Here is a 20,367-nt window from a genome sequence, read left to right as displayed (position 1 = left end):
CTCGGTCTCCTTCCCACTTCAAACATAGCATGGGAACAACACACAGGATCCTCGGGTCTGCGCTGCGTCGCTGCGCTCCTTGCTCTGCCCTAGGATGACGAAACGCTAAGCGTTTCCACCACTTGCCAACGCACGCAGTCCGCAAGCGCGCCGTCAAGCCTATGCGCCAGAAACCAACTCTTGTTCGAGGACCATTGTTTCACGTGAATCATTTCCCAATGCAGAACTGCGAAAAAATCACGTCCAGCATATCCTCGACGTCGATGGCGCCGACGATCCGGCCCAAGCGGTCGGCGGCGAGCCGGAGCTCCTCGGCGCGCAGTTCCTGTCCGACAGTCCGGCCGTCGGTGGCGCGAAGCAGATGGTGGTTGGTCTCGCCAAGCAATTCCACGTGGCGCAGGCGCGACGGAAGGATATCGCCGGCGCTGCCGGCCGCCTCCGCGGCACGCCGACCGATTTCGGCCAGCAATGCCTCCACGCCGGTCCCGTTCTTCACCGAGATGACAAGATCATAGCTCCCGGCCGCATCGCTTGCCGCGCGACTCTCCGGGAGATCGATCTTGGTGCCGACGCGCAAGCTCGGGGCCCCGGTCGGCAGCGAACCGATGGGCCTGGGATCCGCGACGTCCTGAAGCAGCAGCAAGAGATCGGCGCCATGTGCCTTGGCCCTGGCCTTCTCGATGCCGATCGCCTCGACCTTGCCAGGGGCTTCGCGCAGCCCGGCCGTATCCGTAAGCCTGACGCGCAGCCCCTGAAGATCAAGTGTCACTTCAAGCAGATCCCGCGTCGTGCCAGGTTCATCCGTTACTATAGCGGCATCCCGCCGCGCCAGGGCGTTGAACAGACTCGACTTACCGGCATTTGGCGCACCAAGGATAACGACCTCAAAGCCGTCGCGAATGATCTCGGCAGCGCGAAACCCGGCGATGTGCCGATCGATTTCACCGATCATCGTCCGGACATCGGACCAGACCATATCCGAAACGGAACCCGGGACGTCGTCCTCGTCGGCGAAATCGATCTCGGCCTCTATCATGGCGCGGGCGTGGATCAGCCTGCGCCGCCAGCCGAGATAGAGTTCGCTCTGGACGCCCTCGGCGCTTTGCACCGCGAAGCGCCGCTGCGCCTCGGTCTCGGCATTGACGAGATCGGCCAACGCCTCGGTCTCGACCAGGTCGACCTTGCCGTTAAGGAAGGCGCGGCGCGTGAATTCCCCGGGTTCGGCGTGCCTGACGCCGTCGAAACCGGTGATCACCTCCAGCATCCTGGCCACCACGGCGCGCCCGCCATGGACGTGGAATTCCGCGACATCCTCGCCGGTAAAGCTGGCTGGTCCGGGAAAGAACACCACGAGGCCGTTGTCGAGGACGGTTCCATCGGGCGCCCGCAACCTGCGCAAAACCGCCGCGCGGTCCTTAACCATGGCGCCGGCGATCGTTTCGACCACGAATCGAGTCTGCGGGCCTGAAATACGTATGACGGCGACCCCGGCCGGAAGTCGGCCGCTCGACAACGCAACGATGGAATCTCCTGAAATCATTTGCCCGCTCTGCCGAACCGCCCTAGCTCTACGTCCATATGACAACTCCCAACCGAGGTATGCCCGTCGTGACGCTACCCGCCCAAAACCTGCTTGCCGAAGAAGCCAGCCCCTATCTGCAGCAGCACAGCGGCAATCCGGTGCACTGGCGGGCCTGGTCGCCGGCTTCGCTCGAAGAGGCAAAGGCACTGGACAGGCCGATCCTGCTCTCGGTCGGCTATGCCGCCTGCCATTGGTGCCATGTCATGGCGCACGAAAGCTTCGAGAACGACGGCGTCGCCGCCGTCATGAACCGTCTGTTCGTCAATATCAAGGTCGACCGCGAGGAGCGGCCGGACATCGACCAGATCTACATGGCCGCACTCTCCTCGATGGGCGAGCAAGGCGGCTGGCCGCTGACCATGTTCCTGACCCCGGACGGCAAGCCATTCTGGGGCGGTACCTATTTCCCGCGCGAGCCGCGCTATGGCCGCTCCGGTTTCATCCAGGTGATGGAGGCGGTGGACAAGGCGTGGCGGGAGAAGAGGGCAAGCCTGAACCAGAGCGCCGACGGCCTGACGTCCCATGTCGAGGCGCGGCTCGCCGGCTCGCATGCGAGAACAGCGCTCGACCGCGCCACGCTGGCGGAACTGGCCAAGGGCATAGACGGCATGGTCGACCAAGATCTCGGCGGCCTTCGCGGCGCGCCGAAGTTTCCCAATGCGCCCTTCATGCAAACCCTCTGGCTGTCCTGGCTGCGCGACGGCAACGCCACGCATCGCGACGATGTCCTGCTCAGCCTCGAACGGATGCTGAGCGGCGGCATCTATGACCATATCGGCGGCGGGCTCAGCCGCTACTCGACCGATGCCGAATGGCTGGTGCCGCATTTCGAAAAAATGCTCTACGACAACGCCCAGCTCATTCGCTTTTGCAACTGGGCCTACGCGGCGAGCGGCAATGAATTGTTCCGGCTGCGAATCGAAGAGACGGTCGACTGGCTGCTGCGCGAAATGCGCGCCGACGGCGGCGCCTTTGCCGCCAGTCTCGACGCCGACAGCGACGGCGAGGAAGGGCTGTTCTACACCTGGAGCAGGGACGAGGTAGAAGCGGCCCTCGGTGACGATTCCGCCTTGTTTTTCAAACACTTCACCCTGTCGAGCCCGCACGGATGGGAAGGCAAGCCAATCGTCCACCAAACCCGCCCCCAGCAGACGCAAAGTGTGATCGATCGGGAAGACCTCAGCCCGCTCAAGGCGAAACTTCTCGCCGCCCGGGAAGAGCGGGTCAGGCCCGGCCTCGACGCAAAGACGCTCACCGACTGGAATGGCCTGATGATTGCAGCGCTTGCCGAGGCCGGCCGGTCGCTGTCGCGGCCTGACTGGATCGACGCCGCGGCAAAGGCCTTTGCCCATATCAGCGCCGCCCCCCGCGAGGGCCGCTTGCCGCATTCGATGCTTGGCGCCAGGAAATTGTTCCCTGCTCTGTCGAGCGACTATGCCGCCATGACCAATGCGGCGATCTCGCTGTTCGAAGCGTCCGGCGATTGGAGCTATGTCGACCAAGCCAGCCAGTTCATCGGGCAGCTAGACCTGTGGCATGCCGATGCCGAAAGAAAAGGCTATTACCTGACCGCTTCGGACAGCGCCGACGTTCCGATCCGCATCCGGGGCGATGTCGACGAGGCCATTCCTTCAGCGACGGGCCAGATCATCGAGGCGCTGGTACGCCTCGCCTCCGTCACCGGCGATCTTGCGCTGCAAGAAAGAGCCTGGGAAGTCGCCGAACACGCGGCCGGCCGCGCGGCACAGCAGACCTATGGCCAGGCCGGTATCGTCAACGCCTGCGCGCTGGCCATTGAGCCGATCAAGCTGGTCATCGTGGATGGGCTGGAGGATCCAAAGCTCGTTCCGGTCGCGAATCGAAACCCGGACCCGCGTCGCGTCGACATTGTCGTGCCGATCGGTACGGCAGCGAATCGATCCTTGCTGCCCGGCGGAATCCTGCCGCCGTCCGACAGAGCGGGTGCGTGGTTGTGTACGGGGCAGGTTTGCCTGCCGGTGGTTGCGGATGCTGGAGTGCTCGAGCAGTTGTTGCGACGGCGATAGGCGAGGCGCCACATACGGGCGACTGTCCCAGGTCTACTTCGCCATATGTTTCAAGCGCCGGTGCCGCCTGCCGGGCATTTCTCCCCGTATAGTAACGGGGAGAAAGAAGCTGGCGGCAACGCCGGCACTTTCCTTGCAACGCTGGAGATTGGCGAAAGCGTCGATCACAGCGTCCCTCTCCCCGTCCCTATACGGGGAGAGGATGCCGGCAGGCAGGTGAGGGGCGGCACCGGCGTTTGCGATAAGTCGCGAAGGCAGTGCAGAGGTTGACGAGGGCAGGTCCGCCCTCGAATCCACCGCTTACGTGTTCATCGAATCGAAGAAATCCGCGTTGGTCTTGGTCTGCTTGAGCTTGTCGATCAGGAACTCGATCGCATCGGTGGTTCCCATCGGCGCCAGGATGCGGCGCAGCACGAAGATCTTCTGCAGATCCTGCTTGGAAACCAGCAGGTCTTCCTTGCGGGTGCCCGACTTCAATATGTCCATGGCCGGGTAGATGCGCTTGTCCGCCACCTTGCGGTCGAGCTGGATTTCGCAGTTGCCGGTGCCCTTGAACTCTTCGAAGATGACTTCGTCCATGCGGCTGCCGGTATCGATCAGCGCGGTGGCGATGATGGTCAGCGAACCGCCTTCCTCGATGTTTCTGGCGGCACCGAAGAAGCGCTTCGGCCGCTGCAGCGCGTTGGCGTCGACACCGCCGGTCAGCACCTTGCCGGATGACGGCACCACGGTGTTGTAGGCGCGGCCGAGGCGGGTGATGGAATCGAGCAGGATCACCACGTCGCGGCCATGTTCGACAAGGCGCTTGGCCTTCTCGATGACCATTTCGGCGACCTGCACGTGGCGAACGGCCGGCTCGTCGAAGGTCGAGGAGATCACCTCGCCCTTCACCGAGCGCTGCATGTCGGTCACTTCTTCCGGCCGCTCGTCGATCAGAAGCACGATCAGATAGCATTCCGGATGGTTGGCGGTGATCGAGTGGGCGATGTTCTGCATCAGAACCGTCTTGCCGGTGCGCGGCTGCGCGTTGATCAGCGCGCGCTGGCCCTTGCCGATCGGCGCGACCAGGTCGATCACCCGCGCCGAGATGTCCTTGGTGGTCGGATTGTCGATCTCCATCTTCAGCCGCTTGGTCGGATAGAGCGGCGTCAGATTATCGAAGTGGATCTTGTGACGGATCTTCTCGGGATCGTCGAAATTGATCGTGTTGACCTTGAGCAGGGCGAAATAGCGCTCGCCCTCTTTCGGACTGCGGATCGGCCCTTCGACCGTATCGCCGGTCTTCAGCGAAAAGCGCCGGATCTGCGACGGCGAAATGTAGATGTCGTCGGGACCTGGCAGATAGTTGGCGTTGGCTGAGCGCAGGAAGCCAAAACCGTCCTGCAGCACCTCGACCACGCCATCGCCGATGATCTCGATCTCCTGGGCGGCCAGTTTCTTCAGGATCGCGAACATCAGCTCCTGCTTGCGCATGACGCTGGCGTTCTCGACCTCGAGCGATTCGGCATAAGCGATCAGCTCTGGCGGTTTCTTGTTCTTGAACTCGGCGAGTTTCATTTCTTGCATAGACGGACCTTGAATAGATGGAGTCTGGGTAAGCTTTGGGAAAATATCGGCGGGATGCGACAAATGCCGGGCGCGGCCGAAAACATTGAAGGGCGGCGCATGACGGGAAGGAAGACCCGTCTTTTATCGTCGGTCTGGTGAAAGAGCAAGCTGAGTTTTGCGAGCTACAAAGCCTTAGAACGGCTTGACGACAACCAGGATGACGATTGCGATCATCAGCAATGTGGGGATCTCGTTGACGATTCGCCAGTGCTTGGCGGGCTTCTCGTTGCGGTCCTCGGCGAATTCGCGCACCGCGCCGGCCAGATAGCCATGGACGGCGGACAATAAAAGCACCGCCCCGATCTTGGCGTGCAGCCAGCCGCCCTGGAAACCAAAGCCTTTCCAGGCGAGCCACAGGCCGAACACCCAGGTGACGATCATCGCCGGATTGATGATGCCGCGCAGCAGGCGCCGCTCCATCACCTTGAAGGTCTCCGACTGCACCGAGCCCTTCTCGGCATCGGCGTGGTAGACCAGCAGCCGCGGCAGATAGAGCATGCCGGCCATCCACGAGATGACGGCGAGGATATGGATCGCCTTGGCCCACGGATAAAAACTATCGGGTGCCGCGAAATACAAAAGCGCGGTGAGCAGGGCCAGCACGGCGATACCTGATATCATGCGCATCATCGCCTGACCGGTGCTGTTCGCGTTTTTCATCTCGGCCATCAGCGTGTCGCGCTCCGCACCTGTCTCACCATTGCTTCGACATGGGCGATCGGCGTCTCCGGCGTGATGCCGTGACCGAGATTGAAAATCAACGGCCCCTCTCCCAGCGCTTTCAGGATCGCTTCGACGCCGTCGGACAGCGCCTTGCCGCCAGCCACGAGGCGCAAGGGATCGAGGTTCCCCTGAACCGCACCCGAGCGCTGCAAATCCCTCGCCGCCTCCAGGGGCACCGTCCAGTCGATCCCCAGACCCGTTACGCCGGTCCTCTGGCGATAGGTCTGGTAGCGGGCGCCGGCGCCCTTGGGAAAACCGATGATCGGAACATCGGGATGAACAGCTCGAACCTGCCTGACGATCTCCGCCACCGGCTGAACGCAGAACAGGTCGAAGGACGCATCGTCGAGCACGCCGGACCAGGAATCGAAAATCTGCACCACATCCGCACCCGCCTCGATCTGCCGGATGAGATAGGCGGCCGAATGATCGGCAAGCACTTTCAGCAAGTGCTGGAATGCCGCCGGTTCGCGATAGGCGAACAAACGCGCCGGCGCCTGGTCGGGCGTGCCATGGCCGGCGATCATATAGGTCGCCACCGTCCACGGCGCACCGCAGAAGCCGATCAGGGTTGTCTCATCGGGCAGTTTGGCCCGCAGCCGGCGAACCGTCTCGTAGACCGGTTCGAGATTCACGTGAAACACCTTGCTTTCCAGAGCCGCAATCTCCGGCGCGGTGATCGGCGTCAGCAGCGGCCCTCGCCCCTCTTCGAAGCGGACGTCGCGGCCAAGCGCGTGCGGAACGACGAGGATGTCCGAGAACAGGATCGATGCATCGAAACCAAAACGCTCGATCGGCTGCAAGGTCACTTCGACGGCAAGGTCGGGATCATAGCAGAGGTCGAGAAACGATCCGGCGCGTCTGCGTGTCTCCCGATACTCAGGCAGATAGCGCCCGGCCTGACGCATCATCCAGAGCGGAGGCGGAAAGTGAGCCTTGCCCTTCAGGACGTCCAGCATGATCCGGTTCTGGGGCATCGAGCGCTCGCTTCTCCCAGCCTCTTCTATAATTAAAGATTCTTATATCTAAGATTCTTCTGATTCTAAGAGTCTGTTGGTTCTGGTGGTTGTCACCTGTCCCGCTTTGCTCCGGAAAACACCAGCCAACATATTGTCGCGCGCTTCTTTTTCCAAACTGCGGGGTTCTGGGGACGAACAGGAATCCGCCACTGGAGTCAAAGCGTTACGAGACGCGGGGAAAAGCCCGCCCTGTGGACGGACGAGAGGCAAGAGAAGCCGTCCCCAAACTTGTCCCCAGCCGCCCGACGAAGCTGACAGGGCAACGAATTGTGGACAAACCGCCATCTGATACAGTCACCTCCCATCGGCCCGTCTTTTCATCCCGCTTTATCCACAGAAGCCCACAGCCTCAGGTGACCCCCTGTGAACAAACCCCAAAGCTTCTTCCATCTGCACCTGATTTCCGACGCGACCGGCGAAACGCTGCTCGCCGCCGGCCGGGCGGCTTCGGCGCAATATAAGGATGCGCGCGCCATCGAGCACATCTATCCGCTCATCCGCACCGAAAAGCAGGTGGCGAAAGTGTTCGAGGACATCGAGGAGGAGCCAGGCATCATCCTCTACACGGTCGTCGACCAGAAGCTGGCGCGCGGCATTGACGAGCGCTGCGCGACGATGGGCCTGCCCTGTGTGTCGGTGCTGGAGCCGGTGCTGACCGTGTTCCAGTCCTATCTCGGCACGCCGGCCGGCCGCCGCGTCGGCGCCCAGCATGTTCTCGACGCCGAATATTTCCGCCGCATCGACGCACTCAATTTCACCATGGACCATGATGACGGTCAGCTGCCGCTCAACATGGACGATGCCGATGTCGTGCTGATCGGCATCTCGCGCACCTCGAAGACGCCGACCAGCATCTATCTCGCCAACCGCGGCATCAAGACCGCCAACATTCCGATCGTGCTCGGCGTGCCGGTGCCGGAAAGCCTGGTCAACGCCAGCAAGCCGCTCATCGTCGGGCTGATCGCCACCGCCGAGCGCATCTCGCATGTCAGGCAAAACCGCCTCCTCGGCAACAGCAGTTCTTATGAGGCATCGGACTATGTCGACCGCGCCGCCATCAGCGAAGAGCTCGCTTATGCCCGCAAGATCTGCACGCGCCACGGCTGGCCGATGATCGACGTCAGCCGCCGCTCGATCGAGGAAACGGCGGCGGCTATCGTTGCCCTGCGAGGGAAGTCGCGCTAGGGCAGGTAAGATAAGTGAGCACCAACACCCCTCATCCGACCTCGCTTCGCGAGGCCACCTTCTCCCACAAGGGGAGAAGGAAGGACGTGGCGCCGTCGTCTCCGCAAGGTACCGCCAGTTGGCGATCTGCAGCAGCGTACGCGCAGGACTTCCCTTCTCCCCTTGTGGGAGAAGGTGGCCGAGCGAAGCTCGGTCGGATGAGGGGTGCGTGACGGAACGCCAACCTGGGTGAATCAGCATGACCGAGAAAATCATCCTCGCCTCCGGCAGCCCGTTCCGCAAGGCGATGCTCGTCGATGCCGGCGTCGATGTCGAGGCGGTTCCGGCCGATGTCGACGAACGGGCGCTCGAGGCGCCCTTGCAGGACAGCGGTGTCTCGCCCGAGGATGTCGCCCTGGTGCTGGCCGAGGCCAAGGCCACCGAAGTCAGCGAGCGCAGGCCGGGCGCCCTGGTGCTCGGCTGCGACCAGACGCTGTCGCTCGGCGACGAGGTGTTCCACAAGCCGGCCGATAGGGAAGGCGCGCGCCGTCATCTGCTGGCGCTGTCGGGCAAGACCCATCAGCTCAACAGCGCTGCCGTGCTGATCCGCGACGGCGCGGTGCTGTGGCGGCATGTCGGCATCGCTTCGATGACCATGCGCAAGCTCGACCCGGCCTTCATCGGCCGCCATCTCGCCCGCGTCGGTGCCAAGGCGCTGGGAAGCGTCGGCGCCTACCAGATCGAAGGCGAAGGCATCCAGCTCTTCGACAAGATCGAGGGCGATCATTTCACCATTGTCGGCCTGCCGCTGCTGCCGTTGCTGGCCGAACTGCGCACGCTTGGAGCGATCGATGGCTGAGGCGTCGAAAAAGGCCTTCGTCACCGGCCACCCGGTCAAGCATTCGCGCTCGCCGAAGATCCACGGCTATTGGCTGGCCAGGCATGGCATCGACGGCAGCTACGAGGCCATCGATATCGCGCCGGAAAATTTTGCCGCGTTCGTGAAGACGCTGCAGGCGAACGGCTACCGCGGCGGCAACGTCACCATCCCGCACAAGGAGGCGGCCTTCGCGCTGGCCGAGCGCCGCGACCAGGCGGCGCAAGAGATCGGCGCCGTCAACACGCTGTGGTTCGAGGACGGCGCCTTGTGGGGCGGCAACACCGACGCGCACGGCTTCGCCGCCAACCTCGACGATCATGCGCCGGGCTGGGCGAGCAACGGCCCGGCGGTCGTGCTCGGCGCCGGCGGCGCATCGCGCGCCGTCGTCCATGCGCTGAAGGAGCGCGGCGTCGCCGACATCCGCATCGTCAACCGGACACTCGCCCGGGCTATGGAATTGCGCGATCGTTTCGGCGCCGGCGTTTCGGCGCATGGCATGGCGGCGACCGATGAATTGCTTGGCGACGCCGGCCTGCTGGTCAACACAACCGCACTCGGCATGCATGGCAATGAAGGCCTGCCGGCCGATCCCGCTATGCTGCCGGACCACGCCATCGTCACCGATATCGTCTACGTGCCGCTGGAGACGCCGCTGCTTGCGGCGGCCCGCGCGAGAAACCTGAAGACGGTCGACGGCCTCGGCATGCTGCTGCATCAGGCGGTGCCCGGCTTCGAGCGCTGGTTCGGCGTCAGGCCGCGGGTCACGGCCGAACTGCGCGCGATCATCGTTGCCGATCTGGTGCCGAAGCCATGATCGTGCTCGGTCTCACCGGCTCGATCGGCATGGGCAAGTCGACCACGGCGAAGATGTTCGCCGAGGCCGGCGTGCCGGTCCACGATTCCGACGAGACGGTGCATCGCCTCTATGCCGGCAAGGCCGCGCCCCTGGTCGAGGCGGCCTTTCCCGGCACAACATCTGCCGGCGTGGTCGACCGTGCAAAACTTGGCCAGCGCGTGCTCGGCGACGCCGCCGCGCTGAAGCGTCTGGAAGCGATCATCCATCCGCTGGTGCGCGCCGATGCCGATGCCTTCCTGGCGCGTCATCGTGCCGCCGGCGCGCCGATCGCCGTTCTCGACATTCCGCTGCTGTTCGAAACCGGCGGCCGCGACCGCGTCGACAAGGTCGTCGTCGTCACCGCGCCAGCCGAAATCCAGCGCGAACGCGTGCTGGCGCGGCCCGGCATGACGGAGGAGAAACTGGCGTCGATCCTGGCCAAGCAGGTGCCGGATGCGGAAAAGCGCCGTCAGGCCGATTTCGTCGTCGACACGGGACAGGGTTTCGACGCCGCGCGAGCTCAGGTGAATGCGATCATCAGGCAGCTGACAGGGGTCGGCAAGCCGGGCCACTGACATTTGCTGATGTCGGCGCCGCCCCTCATCTGCCTGCCGGCATCTTCTCCCCGTATAGTGACGGGGAGAAGGACGCCTTCGCGAAGGATTTCGCCAATCTCCAACGTTGCGGAAAAGGTGCCAAGGTTGCGGCCAGCCCACTTCTCCCCGTCACTATACGGGGAGAAGTGCCCGGCAGGGCGATGAGGGGCGGCACAAACCTGAAGTGATTATTGTGACCAGCGCGGTTTCCCATTGCCATTTTGTTCCGGTCTCACGATTCTGCTCCCCAGGAGCAACTGATTCGATGCGTGAGATCATCTTCGACACGGAAACCACCGGCCTCGATTCGCGCGACGACCGCGTGATCGAGCTGGGCGCCGTCGAGCTGGTCAACCGCTTTCCGACCGGAAAGACCTTCCACCACTACATCAATCCTCAAGGACGCGCGATCCACGCCGAGGCGCAGGCCGTGCACGGCATCAGCGCTGCGGATCTCGCGGGCAAGCCGACCTTCGCCGAAATTGCGCGGGAATGGCTGGACTTCACCGAGGGCGCCAAGCTGGTCGCCCACAACGCCACCTTCGACGTCGGCTTCCTCAATGTCGAATTCGGTCGTCTCGGTCATCCCCTCATCGACAACGGTCTTGTCGTCGACACGCTGGCGCTGGCGCGCCGTAAGCACCCGATGGGCCCCAATTCGCTCGACGCGCTCTGCCGGCGCTACGGCATCGACAACACAAGGCGCGCCAAGCACGGCGCCCTGCTCGATTCCGAATTGCTGGCCGAGATCTATATCGAACTGATCGGCGGCAAGCAGGCAGCCCTCATCCTCGACAGCGCCACCGCGCCGGCGCAAGGCGGCGAGAATGTCCGCCAGATCGAGATTGTGGTAAGCCAGCGCCCGGCATCCTTGCCGCTCCGCCTGACCGAAGCCGAGCGCGCGGCGCACGCCGGCATGGTCGCGACGTTGGGCGAGAAGGCGTTGTGGTTGAAGGTTCTGGGGAATTAGCGACGGTTGGAGGTTGGTTGCAACGAGGTGCCAGCGCCAACCTCGGAGATTGGCCGAAGCCCTCCTCGTCTTCGTCATCCTAGGGCGGAGCAAGGAGCGAAGCGACGCGCGCAGACCCTAGGATCCATGCCGTGACGCAAGCGGCGGATCAAAACGGCCCAAGATCGAGCGCTACCACCCCGTCCCGCGAAACAGCTCGAACCATTCCGGATTGGCCTTTTCGATCAGGTCGATCTTCCATTGACGTGGCCAGCGCTTCAGCGACTTCTCGCGCTGGATGGCATCGGTGATATCGAAAAATTCTTCGTACCAGACCAGCCGCTGCACGCCGTAGCGGCCGGTGAAATGAGAGCCTTGGCCCGACTTGTGCTCCGGCATGCGGCGACCAAGATCGCTGGTAACACCGATATAGATGGTGCCACCCTTCTGGCTCGCAGTCATGTAGACATAACCGGTCATGGTTTTAGCGTAGCGAGCATAGGCGCGGGGACAAGCGCCATTCTGATCCGTTGCATTCTAAGGCAAACGTCACGGCATGGATCCTAGGGTCTGCGCTGCGTCGCTACGCTCCTTGCTCCGCCCTAGAATGACGAAGACGCGAGGACTTCGGCTAACCTCGAAGATTCGCTATCCCACCCCCAAAAACAAAAAACCCGGCGCGAGGGCCGGGCTTTTCACAATCCGTCGCAGGCAGGCCTCAGCTCACCTTGACCTTGGACGCCGCCTGGTCCTCGGCCAGCTTCTGCTGGAACATCTGCGCGAAGTCGATCGGGTCGAGCATCAGCGGCGGGAAGCCGCCATTGCGGGTTGCCTCGGCGATGATCTGGCGGGCGAACGGGAACAAAAGGCGCGGGCATTCGATGAACAGGATCGGCAGCATGTGTTCCTGCGGGAAGCCCGCGACGGCGAACACGCCGCCATAGACCAGCTCGACATTGAACAGCACTTCCTGGTCGAAGGACGCCTTGGCGTTCAGCGTCAGATTGACGTCGAACTGCTTGTCGGAGAGCGGGTTGGCGTTGACGTTGACGTTGATGGCGATGCCGGGCGCCTTGTCGCGGCCGCGCAGCGAATTCGGCGCGCCGGGGCTCTCGAAGGAAAGGTCCTTAACATATTGCGCCAGAACGTTGAGCGACGGCTGCGCCGCGTTTCCGTTTCCGTTGGCTGCGCCGACCGGCGCGTCATCTTTGCTGGCCATAAGCCTTGTCCTCTTGCCTGGGCAGCGTCGCTGACCGAATTGAAATCGGGCGTTCGCTACCATGGCGGGGATGACAAGACAAGGTTTGCCGCCTTCTTCTCCCGTCCCGGGATGGCGCTAGGCGGCGGCCTCAATCGTCCTTGAGGCGGCGCCAGGGCGAGTTGTGGTCCGGTCCGCGCTTGAAGTCGTCTTCGCGCGAATAATCGCCATCGTCGAGGTCGATGGTCTTGTCGCGCCGCCGGCCGCGGAAGCCACCGGTCGAAAAATTCGTGGCCAGCACGACGCGGCCCTTCAAGGCCCGCCAGGCGAGGTCGCGGACCGGCGGCAGGAACAGCAGCAGGCCGATAATGTCCGTGATGAAACCGGGGATGATCAAAAGGATCGCCGCCAGCACGATCATGGCGCCATGCGCAAGCTGCCCGCTCGGATCGCGGCCGGCGTCCATTTCGGCGCGGATACGCGTCATGACGCCGAAACCCTGATGCCTGAGCAGCAGCGCGCCGGCGATACCAGACGCCAGCACCAGGCCGACCGTCGCCAAAGCGCCGACCTGGCGACCGACGACCACGAAGCCGGCGATTTCCAGCAGCGGAAGTGCCAGGACAAAAAGCGGAAGGAACGAAATGCGCAAGTCTTGGCAACCTTTCGGATCGTTGTGATCGTTTCGATTGTTTCGGCGGCGAGCAATCGCCGCTGGCACTGAGGCCGTTAGATAGGTATGCCTGCCTTTGATTTGAATGATTGCGCCTTGCGTTCTATATGCTTTGAATGTTGAACGCTATGCGACCGCGGCCATTGGGCCCGACGGTCCGGCCACAGGGCAGGGATTGATTGGCGGAAGATATGGGTTTCTTCGACTTCGGCACGATTTTCTTCCTGATTGCGGCGGTGGTCATCTTTTTCCAGCTGCGCAATGTGCTGGGCCGTCGCACCGGCAGCGAACGGCCGCCCTTCGATCCCTATACGGCGGCCCGCGGTGGCGACAAGGATGCCGCCCAGAAATCCGAGAACGTCGTCTCGCTGCCGCGCAAGCGTCTGCCGGGCGAGCCCGCGGCCGACACCTATGCGGCGATCGACGCCTTCGCCAAGCCCGACACCGACCTCAACAAGGGGCTGCGCGCGATCAAGGACAACGACCCGTCCTTCGAGCCGAAGAGTTTCGTCGACGGCGCCAAGATGGCCTATGAGATGATCGTCATGGCCTATGCCGACGGCGACCGCAAAACGCTGAAGAACCTGTTGTCGCGCGAGGTCTTTGACGGCTTTGTCGCGGCAATAGGCGAGCGCGAGGCCAAGGCGGAGAAGATCCAGTCGTCTTTCGTCGGCATCGACAAGGCCGACATCGTCTCGGCCGAGATGAAGGGCGGCGAGGCGCATGTCACGCTTCGCATCATCAGCGAGCTGATTTCGGCGACCCGCGACAAGGCCGGCGCGGTGATCGATGGCGACCCGGAAACCGTGGCCGAGGTCAAGGACGTCTGGACCTTCGCCCGCGACACACGCTCGCGCGATCCCAACTGGAAGCTCGTCGCCACCGAGGAAGAAGACTGAACCCGGAACGGCGGCGAGGCTCCGGTGTCGCTATCGCCTCTCTTTGTCGGAAAATCTTTTGCCGATCTCCCCGGCTGGGACGATGACGACCATCTGGCGGCCTTCGAAGCCTTTCGCCGTTCAGCCTTTCACGTCCTGACCAAACCGTATCGCAGCGGTGCGCTCGGCGTCGATTTTGATGCCTTCACCAAGGCCTACGCCGAGGCTCGCACCGTTTCGCCGCCGAATCGGTCGGGGAAGGAGGCCCGCACCTTTTTCGAGCGCCATTTCATTCCAGCGCATATCGGCGGCGAGAATGGCGGCGTCGGCCTCGTCACCGGTTTTTATGAGCCCGTCGTCGAAGCGTCGCCGGTGCGAACCGAGCGCTTTTCGGTGCCGCTGCTGTCGCGCCCGGCCGATCTCGTCGATATCGACGACGGCAACCGGCCGCCCAGCCTGGACCCTTACCTCGCCTTCGCTCGCCAGACCGGGGACCGGCTGGTCGAATATCCCGACCGTGGCGAGATCGAGCGCGGGGCGCTGGCCGGCAAAGGCCTGGAAATCGCCTGGCTGGCCGACAAGCTCGATGCCTTTTTCATTCACGTGCAGGGTGCCGCACGACTGAACATGACCGACGGCCGGCTTTCCCGCGTCACCTATGCCGCCAAATCCGGCCAGCGCTTCACCGGGCCCGGCAAGGTGTTGAGCGAACTGGGAGAAATCCCGTTGGCGCAGGTGACGATGCAGTCGATCCGCGCCTGGTTCAAGGCGCATCCGGACCGCGTCGACGAGATCCTGTGGCGGAACCGCTCCTACATCTTCTTCCGCGAGGCCAATGTCGAGGACAGGTCGCTCGGTCCGATCGCCGCCGCCAAGGTGCCGCTGACGCCGGGACGATCGATTGCCGTCGACCGCCTGCTGCACACATTCGGCACGCCGTTCTATATCGATGCGCCGACGCTCACCGCCTTCGACGCCAAACCGTTCCGGCGCCTGATGATCGCGCAGGACACAGGCTCGGCCATCACCGGGCCGGCGCGGGGAGATCTCTTCGCCGGTTCCGGCGATGCGGCCGGCGAGATCGCGGGCGTGGTGCGCAACGCCGCGGATTTTTATGCGCTGGTGCCGCGCGCGCTTATTTCGGACGCGAATCGATGATCCGGCGCACCGAGAAGCTGAGCGAAGACGACCGCGTTCTGTGGAACCTGGTGGCGCGCACGGCCAGGCCGCTCAAGGGCAGGATCGCCGTCGACATTCCCGAAATTGCCACCGAGGCCAGGCCGACACCGCCGCAAGCGGCGCTGGCCGCCGCCAATCCGCCCGGCGCGGCAAAGCCGAAGACGCAGCATGTCGCGCATGCGCTCGACGAGCCGACGCTGGACAAGCTGTCGAAGGGCCGGCTGCCGATCGAGGGCCGGGTCGATCTGCACGGCCTGACCCAGGACGAGGCCTATTCGCTGCTGTTTTCATTCCTGCACCGGGCGCATGCCGGCGGCATCCGCTATGTGCTGGTCATAACCGGCAAGGGATCGTCCTCAGGCGGCGATGGCGTCTTGCGGCGCGCCGTACCGGCCTGGCTGTCGACGCCTGCTTTCCGCCCGCTGGTCTCCAGCCACGACCACGCCGCCCGCAACCATGGCGGTTCGGGCGCGCTTTATATCCGGCTGCGGCGGCTTCGATCGTGAGGAGTTCGCTCATGAAGGTGGGTGCATGACCCCGTTCGGCGAGAAGCTGCGGGCGCTGCGAGGCGAACGCGGCGTCAGCCAGAAGGACATGGCGGCGGCGATCGGCGTCAGCGCCGCCTACCTGTCGGCGCTCGAGCATGGCAGGCGCGGCGCGCCGACCTGGACGCTGATCCAGAAGATCATCGGTTATTTCAACATCATCTGGGACGACGCCGAGGATCTGGCGCGGCTGGCCGAAGCCTCGCATCCCCGCGTCAAGCTCGACACGTCGGGTCTAAGCCCCGCCGCTACCGAGCTGGCCAATCTGCTGGCCGAGAACATCGAAAAACTCGACGAGGCGGAGCTTCGCCGCATCACCGCATCGATCCGCGCGGCGCTGGGCCGGCGGCCGTAGCTTCGCGATCCGCGCCGGAGGCGCGCCTTGGCGATTTTCTCGCAAAGGCGTCCCGCTTTACGCAAAGAGATGCCCGCCGGCGATCCGCCAGCAGGCATCTGTGGTGAGATCATTTCTTGCCGGCCGTGCCGCCATTGTTTCCCCGGCCGCCCTTGTCGTTATGGTCGTGGCCATTGTTTCCACCGCCCAGGCAGTTCGACTCGCCGACGCTGCAACAGCGGCCGATCCACAAATCGTTGGTAGAGGTGTTGGCGCAGCTTGGGATGGTCTGGTTGGCCAAGGCGGGTCCGGCCAGTGCCGATAACGCGATGGCGGCGAGGAATGCATTTCGCAAAAGTAAAGTCATCTGAAGTCTCCATGATTGGTTTCCGTCTACGGCCATGTGTCGTCGGCCGGAAGGAAATGGTTCACGGAGAGATGTGAAATTCTGTCGGAGGTGGTGTCGCGAGCAGCGACAGGGATCCAGTTGGCAACGCCTCGCCGCCCCTCATCCGCCTGCCGGCACCTTCTCCCCGTATAGTGACGGGGAGAAGGGAACTGGTCGCGACCTCGTCGCTCTTCTTGCAACGTTGATGATTGGCGAAACTGTTGGTGACGGCGTCTTTCTCCCCGTCACTATACGGGGAGAAATGCCCGGCAGGGCAATGAGGGGCGGCGCCGACCTTGGCATTGTAAAACAACGGAGAAACGCATCCCATGGGAGGCGCGAGCGCCGTCACGCTTTGAAGCGGCTGCGTCCAGCCGCTACTACTGAACCGCGCCGACCAGGACCTGCTGGCCGCCGCGGATCGAGACCCAGCGGCCGGTGTTGTCGATCGCCTGCCGCTTGAGGAAGCGGTAGCCGGTCGCGTCCCACGCCTTGACCTTGTCGGTCAGATTGTCGAGCACGTAGTCGCCCTTGTCGGTGCGCACCGTCAGCACGGCGTGACCCTCGCCGTCGGGCTTGCGCACGACGGTGATCAGCAGATCGGCAAGCGAGATGCTCATGCGCGAAAGCTGGCGCCGTTTCTCCAGCACGTAGTCCTCGCAATCGCCGACGTCCCTGTCAGGATAGGCCCAGACCTCGTCCTTGCCATAAATGTCCATGTCGCTCATCGGCTTGACGGCGGCGTTGACCCTGGCGGTGACGTTGAGAAGCTTGCGCATCAGCCCGTCGGTCATTGGGGCCGGCGCGAGATTGGATGGGCGGATCGAGCATTCGCTGGGATGCAGCTTGCAGAAATCATAGTGGCCGATCGGCTGCGAGGTGAGGCCCCCGGTCGCCATCGCTCCGGCCGCCAAAGCCGGTGCTATCCAGCCTCCCGTTACCGCCAGACCAGCCGCCGCACATGCGCGCAGCCTTCGCGCCACTGATGAGGAAATCATTGTCCCCGCTCACCCTTTGTTATTAACGAAAGGTTAAGGGGGATTTACAGTCCATGTCAATTACGACGACGGCCGGATTGTCGGCATGGTTACCCGAGGGGCTGGACAGCGGCACTTGTGCAACAGAAGCGCCGGCGGTTTTGCCGACCGAATCGCCCGAATTGTCGCCTCCAGGCCTTGTTTTATGCATGTCGTGCCCCGAAGCCACTGCGACCTCGGGTCACGCCCGTGAATTATCTTTTGGCTGTACGGACCAGCTTCGGCTTCACCGCGACACGGTTCTGGCGGCCATAGCTGGTGATGAAGTCGACGATGCGCGGCACGATTTCGGAGCGGAAGCGCGAGCCGTTGAACACGCCGTAATGGCCGACCGCCGGCTGCATGTAGTGGGCATGCCGCTCAGTGGGGATGTTGGGGCACAAATCGTGCGCCGCCTTGGTCTGGCCAAGGCCGGAAATATCGTCGTTCTCGCCTTCGACCGTGAACAGCGCGACGTTGCGGATATCAGACGGATCGATCCTGGTGCCGCGATGCGTCATCTCACCCTTGGGCAAGGCCTGGCGCACGAAGACGGTATCGACGGTCTGCAGGTAGAACTCCGCCGTCAGGTCCATGACAGCCAGATATTCGTCGTAGAAATCGCGGTGCTTCACGGCATTGTCGCCGTCATGCTTCACAAGGTGCATGAAGAAGTCCTTGTGGGCGATGATGTGGCGGTCGAGGTTCATGCTCATGAAGCCGGACAGCTGCAGGAAGCCCGGATAGACCTCGCGGCCGAAGCCCGGCACCGGCCACGGCGCGCTCATGATGACATTGTCGCGGAACCAGTCGATGCCCTTTTCCTGCGCCAGCAGATTGACCGCGGTCGGGTTGCGGCGAGTGTCGATCGGTCCGCCCATCAGGGTCATCGTCGAGGGCACGAAGGGATCGCCCTTGGTTTCCATCAGCGCCACGGCGGCCAGCACCGGCACCGAAGGCTGGCACACCGCCATCACATGCGTGTCGGGACCCAGCGCATGCAGCATGTCGATGATGTAGTCGATATAATCGTCGAGATCGAAGCTGCCGTCGGCCAGCGGAACCATGCGGGCATCGACCCAGTCGGTGATGTGCACGTCGGCATGGGGCAGCATGGCTTCCACCGTGCCGCGCAGCAGCGTCGCATAGTGGCCCGACATCGGCGCCACGATCAAAAGCTTTGGGTCGGGCTTGCGCCCGGCGGGAACGGAGCGTTCGAAGCGGACGAGATTGCAGAACGGCCGCGACCAGACGGTCTTCTCGGCGACCTCGACGCTCTTCCAGTCGACCACTGTCTTGTCGAGGCCGAAGGTCGGCTTGCCGTAGCGGCGCGTCGTGCGCTCGAACAATTCGGCGGTCGCCGCGATCGAACGGCCGAAGGACGTGTGCGAAAACGGATTGAGCGGATTTCTGTAGAACAGCCGCACCGCATCGGCATAGAGGCGCGCCGGCTGCAAGGCCGCGTGGTTCATTTCGTAGAGCTGGTAGAACATCGAGAACCCCGCTGCTGCTGCGACCGAAGGGACGACGAGCAGCGCCGAGCCTTAAATGTCTCGCGGCGAAGTTAACAACTAATTGCTGCGATGCAATACGTCACGCGGCGTGACCAATGCTTCTTTGGTTCAAGGCACTGGGAATCGGCCCTGAATGGCGCCAGCCGGCTCAGTGTGCGGCTGCGAAATGTGTAAGTAATGTGTCCGGCCCCTCTTGCCGGAAACAGGAAGCTCAGACGCGCGCCATGCACACGGAAGTGTGGCCGGAACCAATGAAGCCGAGCTGGCCGGCCGCACCCTTCGACAGGTCGAGCACGCGACCCCTGATGAACGGGCCGCGATCGTTGATGCGCACGACGACGCTGCGGCCGTTGTTCTTGTTGGTTACCCTGAGCTTGGTGCCGAAAGGCAAAGTGCGGTGGGCGGCGGTCATTGCCGACGGGTTCATGCGCTCGCCCGATGCGGTCTTCGAGTGCAGGGCATACCACGAGGCGCGGCCGCACTGGCTGGCGGCGGTTGCCGAAGATGCGCCGACCATTAGGCCAGCAACGATCGTTACCGCGACAAGCGCGGTCTGTTTTGAGTTCTTCATATTTGAGGGATGGCTCCGTTTTCGACAGACCCCAGCCGTTAGGAGCCAAATAAGGCGGGAAATGCGGCAATCATCTGTCGGTTCCGTGGCGATGGCACACGTTTGGAGTCACTGGGTAACAGTCTGTCAGGGATTTTCCAGCGCGCGCTGATCAATTGATCATGATCTTCGACACGATATCCGGGATTTGTTTGACAAGATCGAACGTTGATATCCAAGTAGAAGTGCGCGCGATCGGGTCCCTTCCTTTGGCTCTTTCATCGTGGCCGCAACCCCGCAACCGATCGACTTTGAAAGCGAGATCCATCAATGAGACTGACCAAAAATCTGCTGGCGTTGGTTGTGCTGGCCATTGGTGCGCTGTGGTCGCTGCAAGGCGTTGGCGTGATCGGCGGCAGCTTCATGACCGGCCAGTCGCAATGGCTCTATATCGGCCTCGTCACCATGCTGGTCGGCCTGATTGGGCTGGTGTGGGCGAACCGGTCAGGAGGGTAAGCTGCGATGGGAAGCGCTGGCGATCCGTCGCCTCGGCATCGCGAAGGATCGTGCGGAGCCGCCGGTTGCAATTGGCGAAAACGCCCATCCCTTCGTCATCCACGGGCGGAGCAAGGAGCGCAGCGACGCAGCGCAGACCCGAGGATCCTGTGTGTTGTTCCCATGCTATGTTTGA

Annotated in this window: 22 protein-coding genes; 11 read left to right on the top strand and 11 right to left on the bottom strand. The window is 63.2% G+C overall.

The features are described from left to right. Window positions 1-208: 208 nt before the first annotated feature. On the bottom strand, window positions 209-1,540 hold the full coding sequence (mnmE, locus tag NKG99_RS33525) for a tRNA uridine-5-carboxymethylaminomethyl(34) synthesis GTPase MnmE (protein WP_352873658.1): 1,332 nt from the start codon (window positions 1,538-1,540) through the stop codon (window positions 209-211). Between the two features lie 68 nt (window positions 1,541-1,608). Here mnmE and NKG99_RS33520 point away from each other — a divergent pair, with 68 nt between their 5' ends. Then, window positions 1,609-3,627 (top strand): thioredoxin domain-containing protein, encoded by a 2,019-nt coding sequence (locus tag NKG99_RS33520; RefSeq protein ID WP_352873656.1) that lies wholly within the window; start codon window positions 1,609-1,611, stop codon window positions 3,625-3,627. Window positions 3,628-3,927: 300 nt separating this feature from the next. On the opposite strand, the gene rho is transcribed toward NKG99_RS33520, so the two are convergent. From rho to hemE, 3 genes are all read right to left on the bottom strand, one after another. Further along, window positions 3,928-5,193 carry a transcription termination factor Rho gene (rho, locus tag NKG99_RS33515; protein WP_352873654.1) on the bottom strand — a complete coding sequence of 422 codons (1,266 nt, stop codon included), beginning with the start codon at window positions 5,191-5,193 and terminating at the stop codon, window positions 3,928-3,930. Window positions 5,194-5,367: 174 nt separating this feature from the next. Next, window positions 5,368-5,904, bottom strand: a complete 537-nt coding sequence (hemJ, locus tag NKG99_RS33510; protein WP_352873653.1) for a protoporphyrinogen oxidase HemJ — start codon at window positions 5,902-5,904, stop codon at window positions 5,368-5,370. Further along, a complete protein-coding gene (gene hemE / locus NKG99_RS33505; protein ID WP_352873651.1) occupies window positions 5,904-6,935 on the bottom strand; it encodes a uroporphyrinogen decarboxylase in 1,032 nt (343 codons plus the stop codon). The genes hemJ and hemE overlap by 1 nt, the downstream gene beginning before the upstream one ends. Window positions 6,936-7,340: 405 nt before the next feature. Here hemE and NKG99_RS33500 point away from each other — a divergent pair, with 405 nt between their 5' ends. The 5 genes from NKG99_RS33500 (at window position 7,341) to dnaQ (ending at window position 11,422) form a co-directional block, all read left to right on the top strand. After that, the gene (locus tag NKG99_RS33500) at window positions 7,341-8,162 is read left to right on the top strand and encodes a pyruvate, water dikinase regulatory protein (RefSeq protein WP_352873650.1); all 822 of its coding nucleotides are present in this window, start codon (window positions 7,341-7,343) and stop codon (window positions 8,160-8,162) included. 238 nt (window positions 8,163-8,400) lie between these two features. Beyond that, a complete protein-coding gene (locus NKG99_RS33495) occupies window positions 8,401-9,000 on the top strand; it encodes a Maf-like protein (protein ID WP_352873649.1) in 600 nt (199 codons plus the stop codon). Then, window positions 8,993-9,835 (top strand): shikimate dehydrogenase, encoded by an 843-nt coding sequence (locus tag NKG99_RS33490; protein ID WP_352873647.1) that lies wholly within the window; start codon window positions 8,993-8,995, stop codon window positions 9,833-9,835. Before NKG99_RS33495 ends, NKG99_RS33490 begins: the two co-directional genes overlap by 8 nt. Further along, complete coding sequence (coaE, locus tag NKG99_RS33485; RefSeq protein WP_352873645.1) at window positions 9,832-10,431, top strand: dephospho-CoA kinase; 600 nt, start codon at window positions 9,832-9,834, stop codon at window positions 10,429-10,431. Before NKG99_RS33490 ends, coaE begins: the two co-directional genes overlap by 4 nt. Before the next feature lie 286 nt (window positions 10,432-10,717). Then, window positions 10,718-11,422 (top strand): DNA polymerase III subunit epsilon, encoded by a 705-nt coding sequence (gene dnaQ, locus NKG99_RS33480; protein ID WP_352873643.1) that lies wholly within the window; start codon window positions 10,718-10,720, stop codon window positions 11,420-11,422. 171 nt (window positions 11,423-11,593) lie between these two features. Here dnaQ and NKG99_RS33475 read toward each other — a convergent pair whose 3' ends face one another. The 3 genes from NKG99_RS33475 to NKG99_RS33465 form a co-directional block, all read right to left on the bottom strand. Further along, window positions 11,594-11,881: a GIY-YIG nuclease family protein gene (locus NKG99_RS33475; RefSeq protein ID WP_352873641.1), complete on the bottom strand. Its 288-nt coding sequence runs from the start codon at window positions 11,879-11,881 to the stop codon at window positions 11,594-11,596. A gap of 238 nt (window positions 11,882-12,119) precedes the next feature. After that, window positions 12,120-12,620, bottom strand: coding sequence for a protein-export chaperone SecB (secB, locus tag NKG99_RS33470; protein ID WP_352873639.1), 501 nt, complete (start codon window positions 12,618-12,620; stop codon window positions 12,120-12,122). A 130-nt stretch (window positions 12,621-12,750) separates the two neighbouring features. Further along, entirely contained in the window at window positions 12,751-13,251 is a 501-nt protein-coding gene (locus NKG99_RS33465; RefSeq protein WP_352873638.1) for an FxsA family protein, read from the bottom strand. A 212-nt stretch (window positions 13,252-13,463) separates the two neighbouring features. On the opposite strand from NKG99_RS33465, the gene NKG99_RS33460 reads away from it, so the two are divergent. From NKG99_RS33460 to NKG99_RS33445, 4 genes are read left to right on the top strand one after another with little or no spacing between them, the layout of a single operon-like run. Beyond that, window positions 13,464-14,171: a Tim44/TimA family putative adaptor protein gene (locus NKG99_RS33460; RefSeq protein ID WP_352753887.1), complete on the top strand. Its 708-nt coding sequence runs from the start codon at window positions 13,464-13,466 to the stop codon at window positions 14,169-14,171. 24 nt (window positions 14,172-14,195) lie between these two features. Next, window positions 14,196-15,308: a murein transglycosylase A gene (mltA, locus tag NKG99_RS33455; protein WP_352873636.1), complete on the top strand. Its 1,113-nt coding sequence runs from the start codon at window positions 14,196-14,198 to the stop codon at window positions 15,306-15,308. After that, window positions 15,305-15,835: a Smr/MutS family protein gene (locus NKG99_RS33450; RefSeq protein ID WP_352873634.1), complete on the top strand. Its 531-nt coding sequence runs from the start codon at window positions 15,305-15,307 to the stop codon at window positions 15,833-15,835. Before mltA ends, NKG99_RS33450 begins: the two co-directional genes overlap by 4 nt. A gap of 25 nt (window positions 15,836-15,860) precedes the next feature. Continuing rightward, a complete protein-coding gene (locus tag NKG99_RS33445; protein WP_352873632.1) occupies window positions 15,861-16,229 on the top strand; it encodes a helix-turn-helix domain-containing protein in 369 nt (122 codons plus the stop codon). 109 nt (window positions 16,230-16,338) lie between these two features. On the opposite strand, the gene NKG99_RS33440 is transcribed toward NKG99_RS33445, so the two are convergent. The 4 genes from NKG99_RS33440 to NKG99_RS33425 all read right to left on the bottom strand — a co-directional run bounded on the left by NKG99_RS33440 (window position 16,339) and on the right by NKG99_RS33425 (window position 19,697). Beyond that, window positions 16,339-16,575 (bottom strand): hypothetical protein, encoded by a 237-nt coding sequence (locus NKG99_RS33440; protein ID WP_352873630.1) that lies wholly within the window; start codon window positions 16,573-16,575, stop codon window positions 16,339-16,341. Between the two features lie 401 nt (window positions 16,576-16,976). Beyond that, a complete protein-coding gene (locus NKG99_RS33435) occupies window positions 16,977-17,594 on the bottom strand; it encodes a transglutaminase-like cysteine peptidase (protein WP_352873629.1) in 618 nt (205 codons plus the stop codon). A 233-nt stretch (window positions 17,595-17,827) separates the two neighbouring features. Continuing rightward, window positions 17,828-19,105: a polyhydroxyalkanoate depolymerase gene (locus tag NKG99_RS33430; protein ID WP_352873627.1), complete on the bottom strand. Its 1,278-nt coding sequence runs from the start codon at window positions 19,103-19,105 to the stop codon at window positions 17,828-17,830. Window positions 19,106-19,337: 232 nt separating this feature from the next. Next, a complete protein-coding gene (locus NKG99_RS33425; protein ID WP_352873625.1) occupies window positions 19,338-19,697 on the bottom strand; it encodes a septal ring lytic transglycosylase RlpA family protein in 360 nt (119 codons plus the stop codon). 309 nt (window positions 19,698-20,006) lie between these two features. Here NKG99_RS33425 and NKG99_RS33420 point away from each other — a divergent pair, with 309 nt between their 5' ends. After that, window positions 20,007-20,192, top strand: a complete 186-nt coding sequence (locus NKG99_RS33420; protein ID WP_352873624.1) for a hypothetical protein — start codon at window positions 20,007-20,009, stop codon at window positions 20,190-20,192. Window positions 20,193-20,367 lie beyond the last annotated feature (175 nt).

Origin of the sequence: Mesorhizobium sp. M1409, from assembly GCF_040317535.1 — a bacterium.
In the GTDB taxonomy this organism is placed as follows: Bacteria; Pseudomonadota; Alphaproteobacteria; order Rhizobiales; family Rhizobiaceae; genus Mesorhizobium.
This window is presented reverse-complemented; position numbering and strand designations above follow the sequence as displayed.

Excerpts from the sequence above, each read along its gene's own strand:
- NKG99_RS33425 (WP_352873625.1), bottom strand. The coding sequence starts at position 19,697 with ATGAAGAACTCAAAACAGACCGCGCTTGTCGCGGTAACGATCGTTGCT.
- dnaQ (WP_352873643.1), top strand. The coding sequence starts at position 10,718 with ATGCGTGAGATCATCTTCGACACGGAAACCACCGGCCTCGATTCGCGC.
- NKG99_RS33435 (WP_352873629.1), bottom strand. The coding sequence starts at position 17,594 with ATGATTTCCTCATCAGTGGCGCGAAGGCTGCGCGCATGTGCGGCGGCT.
- mnmE (WP_352873658.1), bottom strand. The coding sequence starts at position 1,540 with ATGATTTCAGGAGATTCCATCGTTGCGTTGTCGAGCGGCCGACTTCCG.
- NKG99_RS33460 (WP_352753887.1), top strand. The coding sequence starts at position 13,464 with ATGGGTTTCTTCGACTTCGGCACGATTTTCTTCCTGATTGCGGCGGTG.
- NKG99_RS33490 (WP_352873647.1), top strand. The coding sequence starts at position 8,993 with ATGGCTGAGGCGTCGAAAAAGGCCTTCGTCACCGGCCACCCGGTCAAG.
- hemJ (WP_352873653.1), bottom strand. The coding sequence starts at position 5,904 with ATGGCCGAGATGAAAAACGCGAACAGCACCGGTCAGGCGATGATGCGC.
- NKG99_RS33445 (WP_352873632.1), top strand. The coding sequence starts at position 15,861 with ATGACCCCGTTCGGCGAGAAGCTGCGGGCGCTGCGAGGCGAACGCGGC.
- coaE (WP_352873645.1), top strand. The coding sequence starts at position 9,832 with ATGATCGTGCTCGGTCTCACCGGCTCGATCGGCATGGGCAAGTCGACC.
- NKG99_RS33440 (WP_352873630.1), bottom strand. The coding sequence starts at position 16,575 with ATGACTTTACTTTTGCGAAATGCATTCCTCGCCGCCATCGCGTTATCG.
- secB (WP_352873639.1), bottom strand. The coding sequence starts at position 12,620 with ATGGCCAGCAAAGATGACGCGCCGGTCGGCGCAGCCAACGGAAACGGA.
- NKG99_RS33475 (WP_352873641.1), bottom strand. The coding sequence starts at position 11,881 with ATGACCGGTTATGTCTACATGACTGCGAGCCAGAAGGGTGGCACCATC.
- NKG99_RS33430 (WP_352873627.1), bottom strand. The coding sequence starts at position 19,105 with ATGTTCTACCAGCTCTACGAAATGAACCACGCGGCCTTGCAGCCGGCG.
- NKG99_RS33420 (WP_352873624.1), top strand. The coding sequence starts at position 20,007 with ATGAGACTGACCAAAAATCTGCTGGCGTTGGTTGTGCTGGCCATTGGT.
- hemE (WP_352873651.1), bottom strand. The coding sequence starts at position 6,935 with ATGCCCCAGAACCGGATCATGCTGGACGTCCTGAAGGGCAAGGCTCAC.
- NKG99_RS33450 (WP_352873634.1), top strand. The coding sequence starts at position 15,305 with ATGATCCGGCGCACCGAGAAGCTGAGCGAAGACGACCGCGTTCTGTGG.
- NKG99_RS33495 (WP_352873649.1), top strand. The coding sequence starts at position 8,401 with ATGACCGAGAAAATCATCCTCGCCTCCGGCAGCCCGTTCCGCAAGGCG.
- rho (WP_352873654.1), bottom strand. The coding sequence starts at position 5,193 with ATGCAAGAAATGAAACTCGCCGAGTTCAAGAACAAGAAACCGCCAGAG.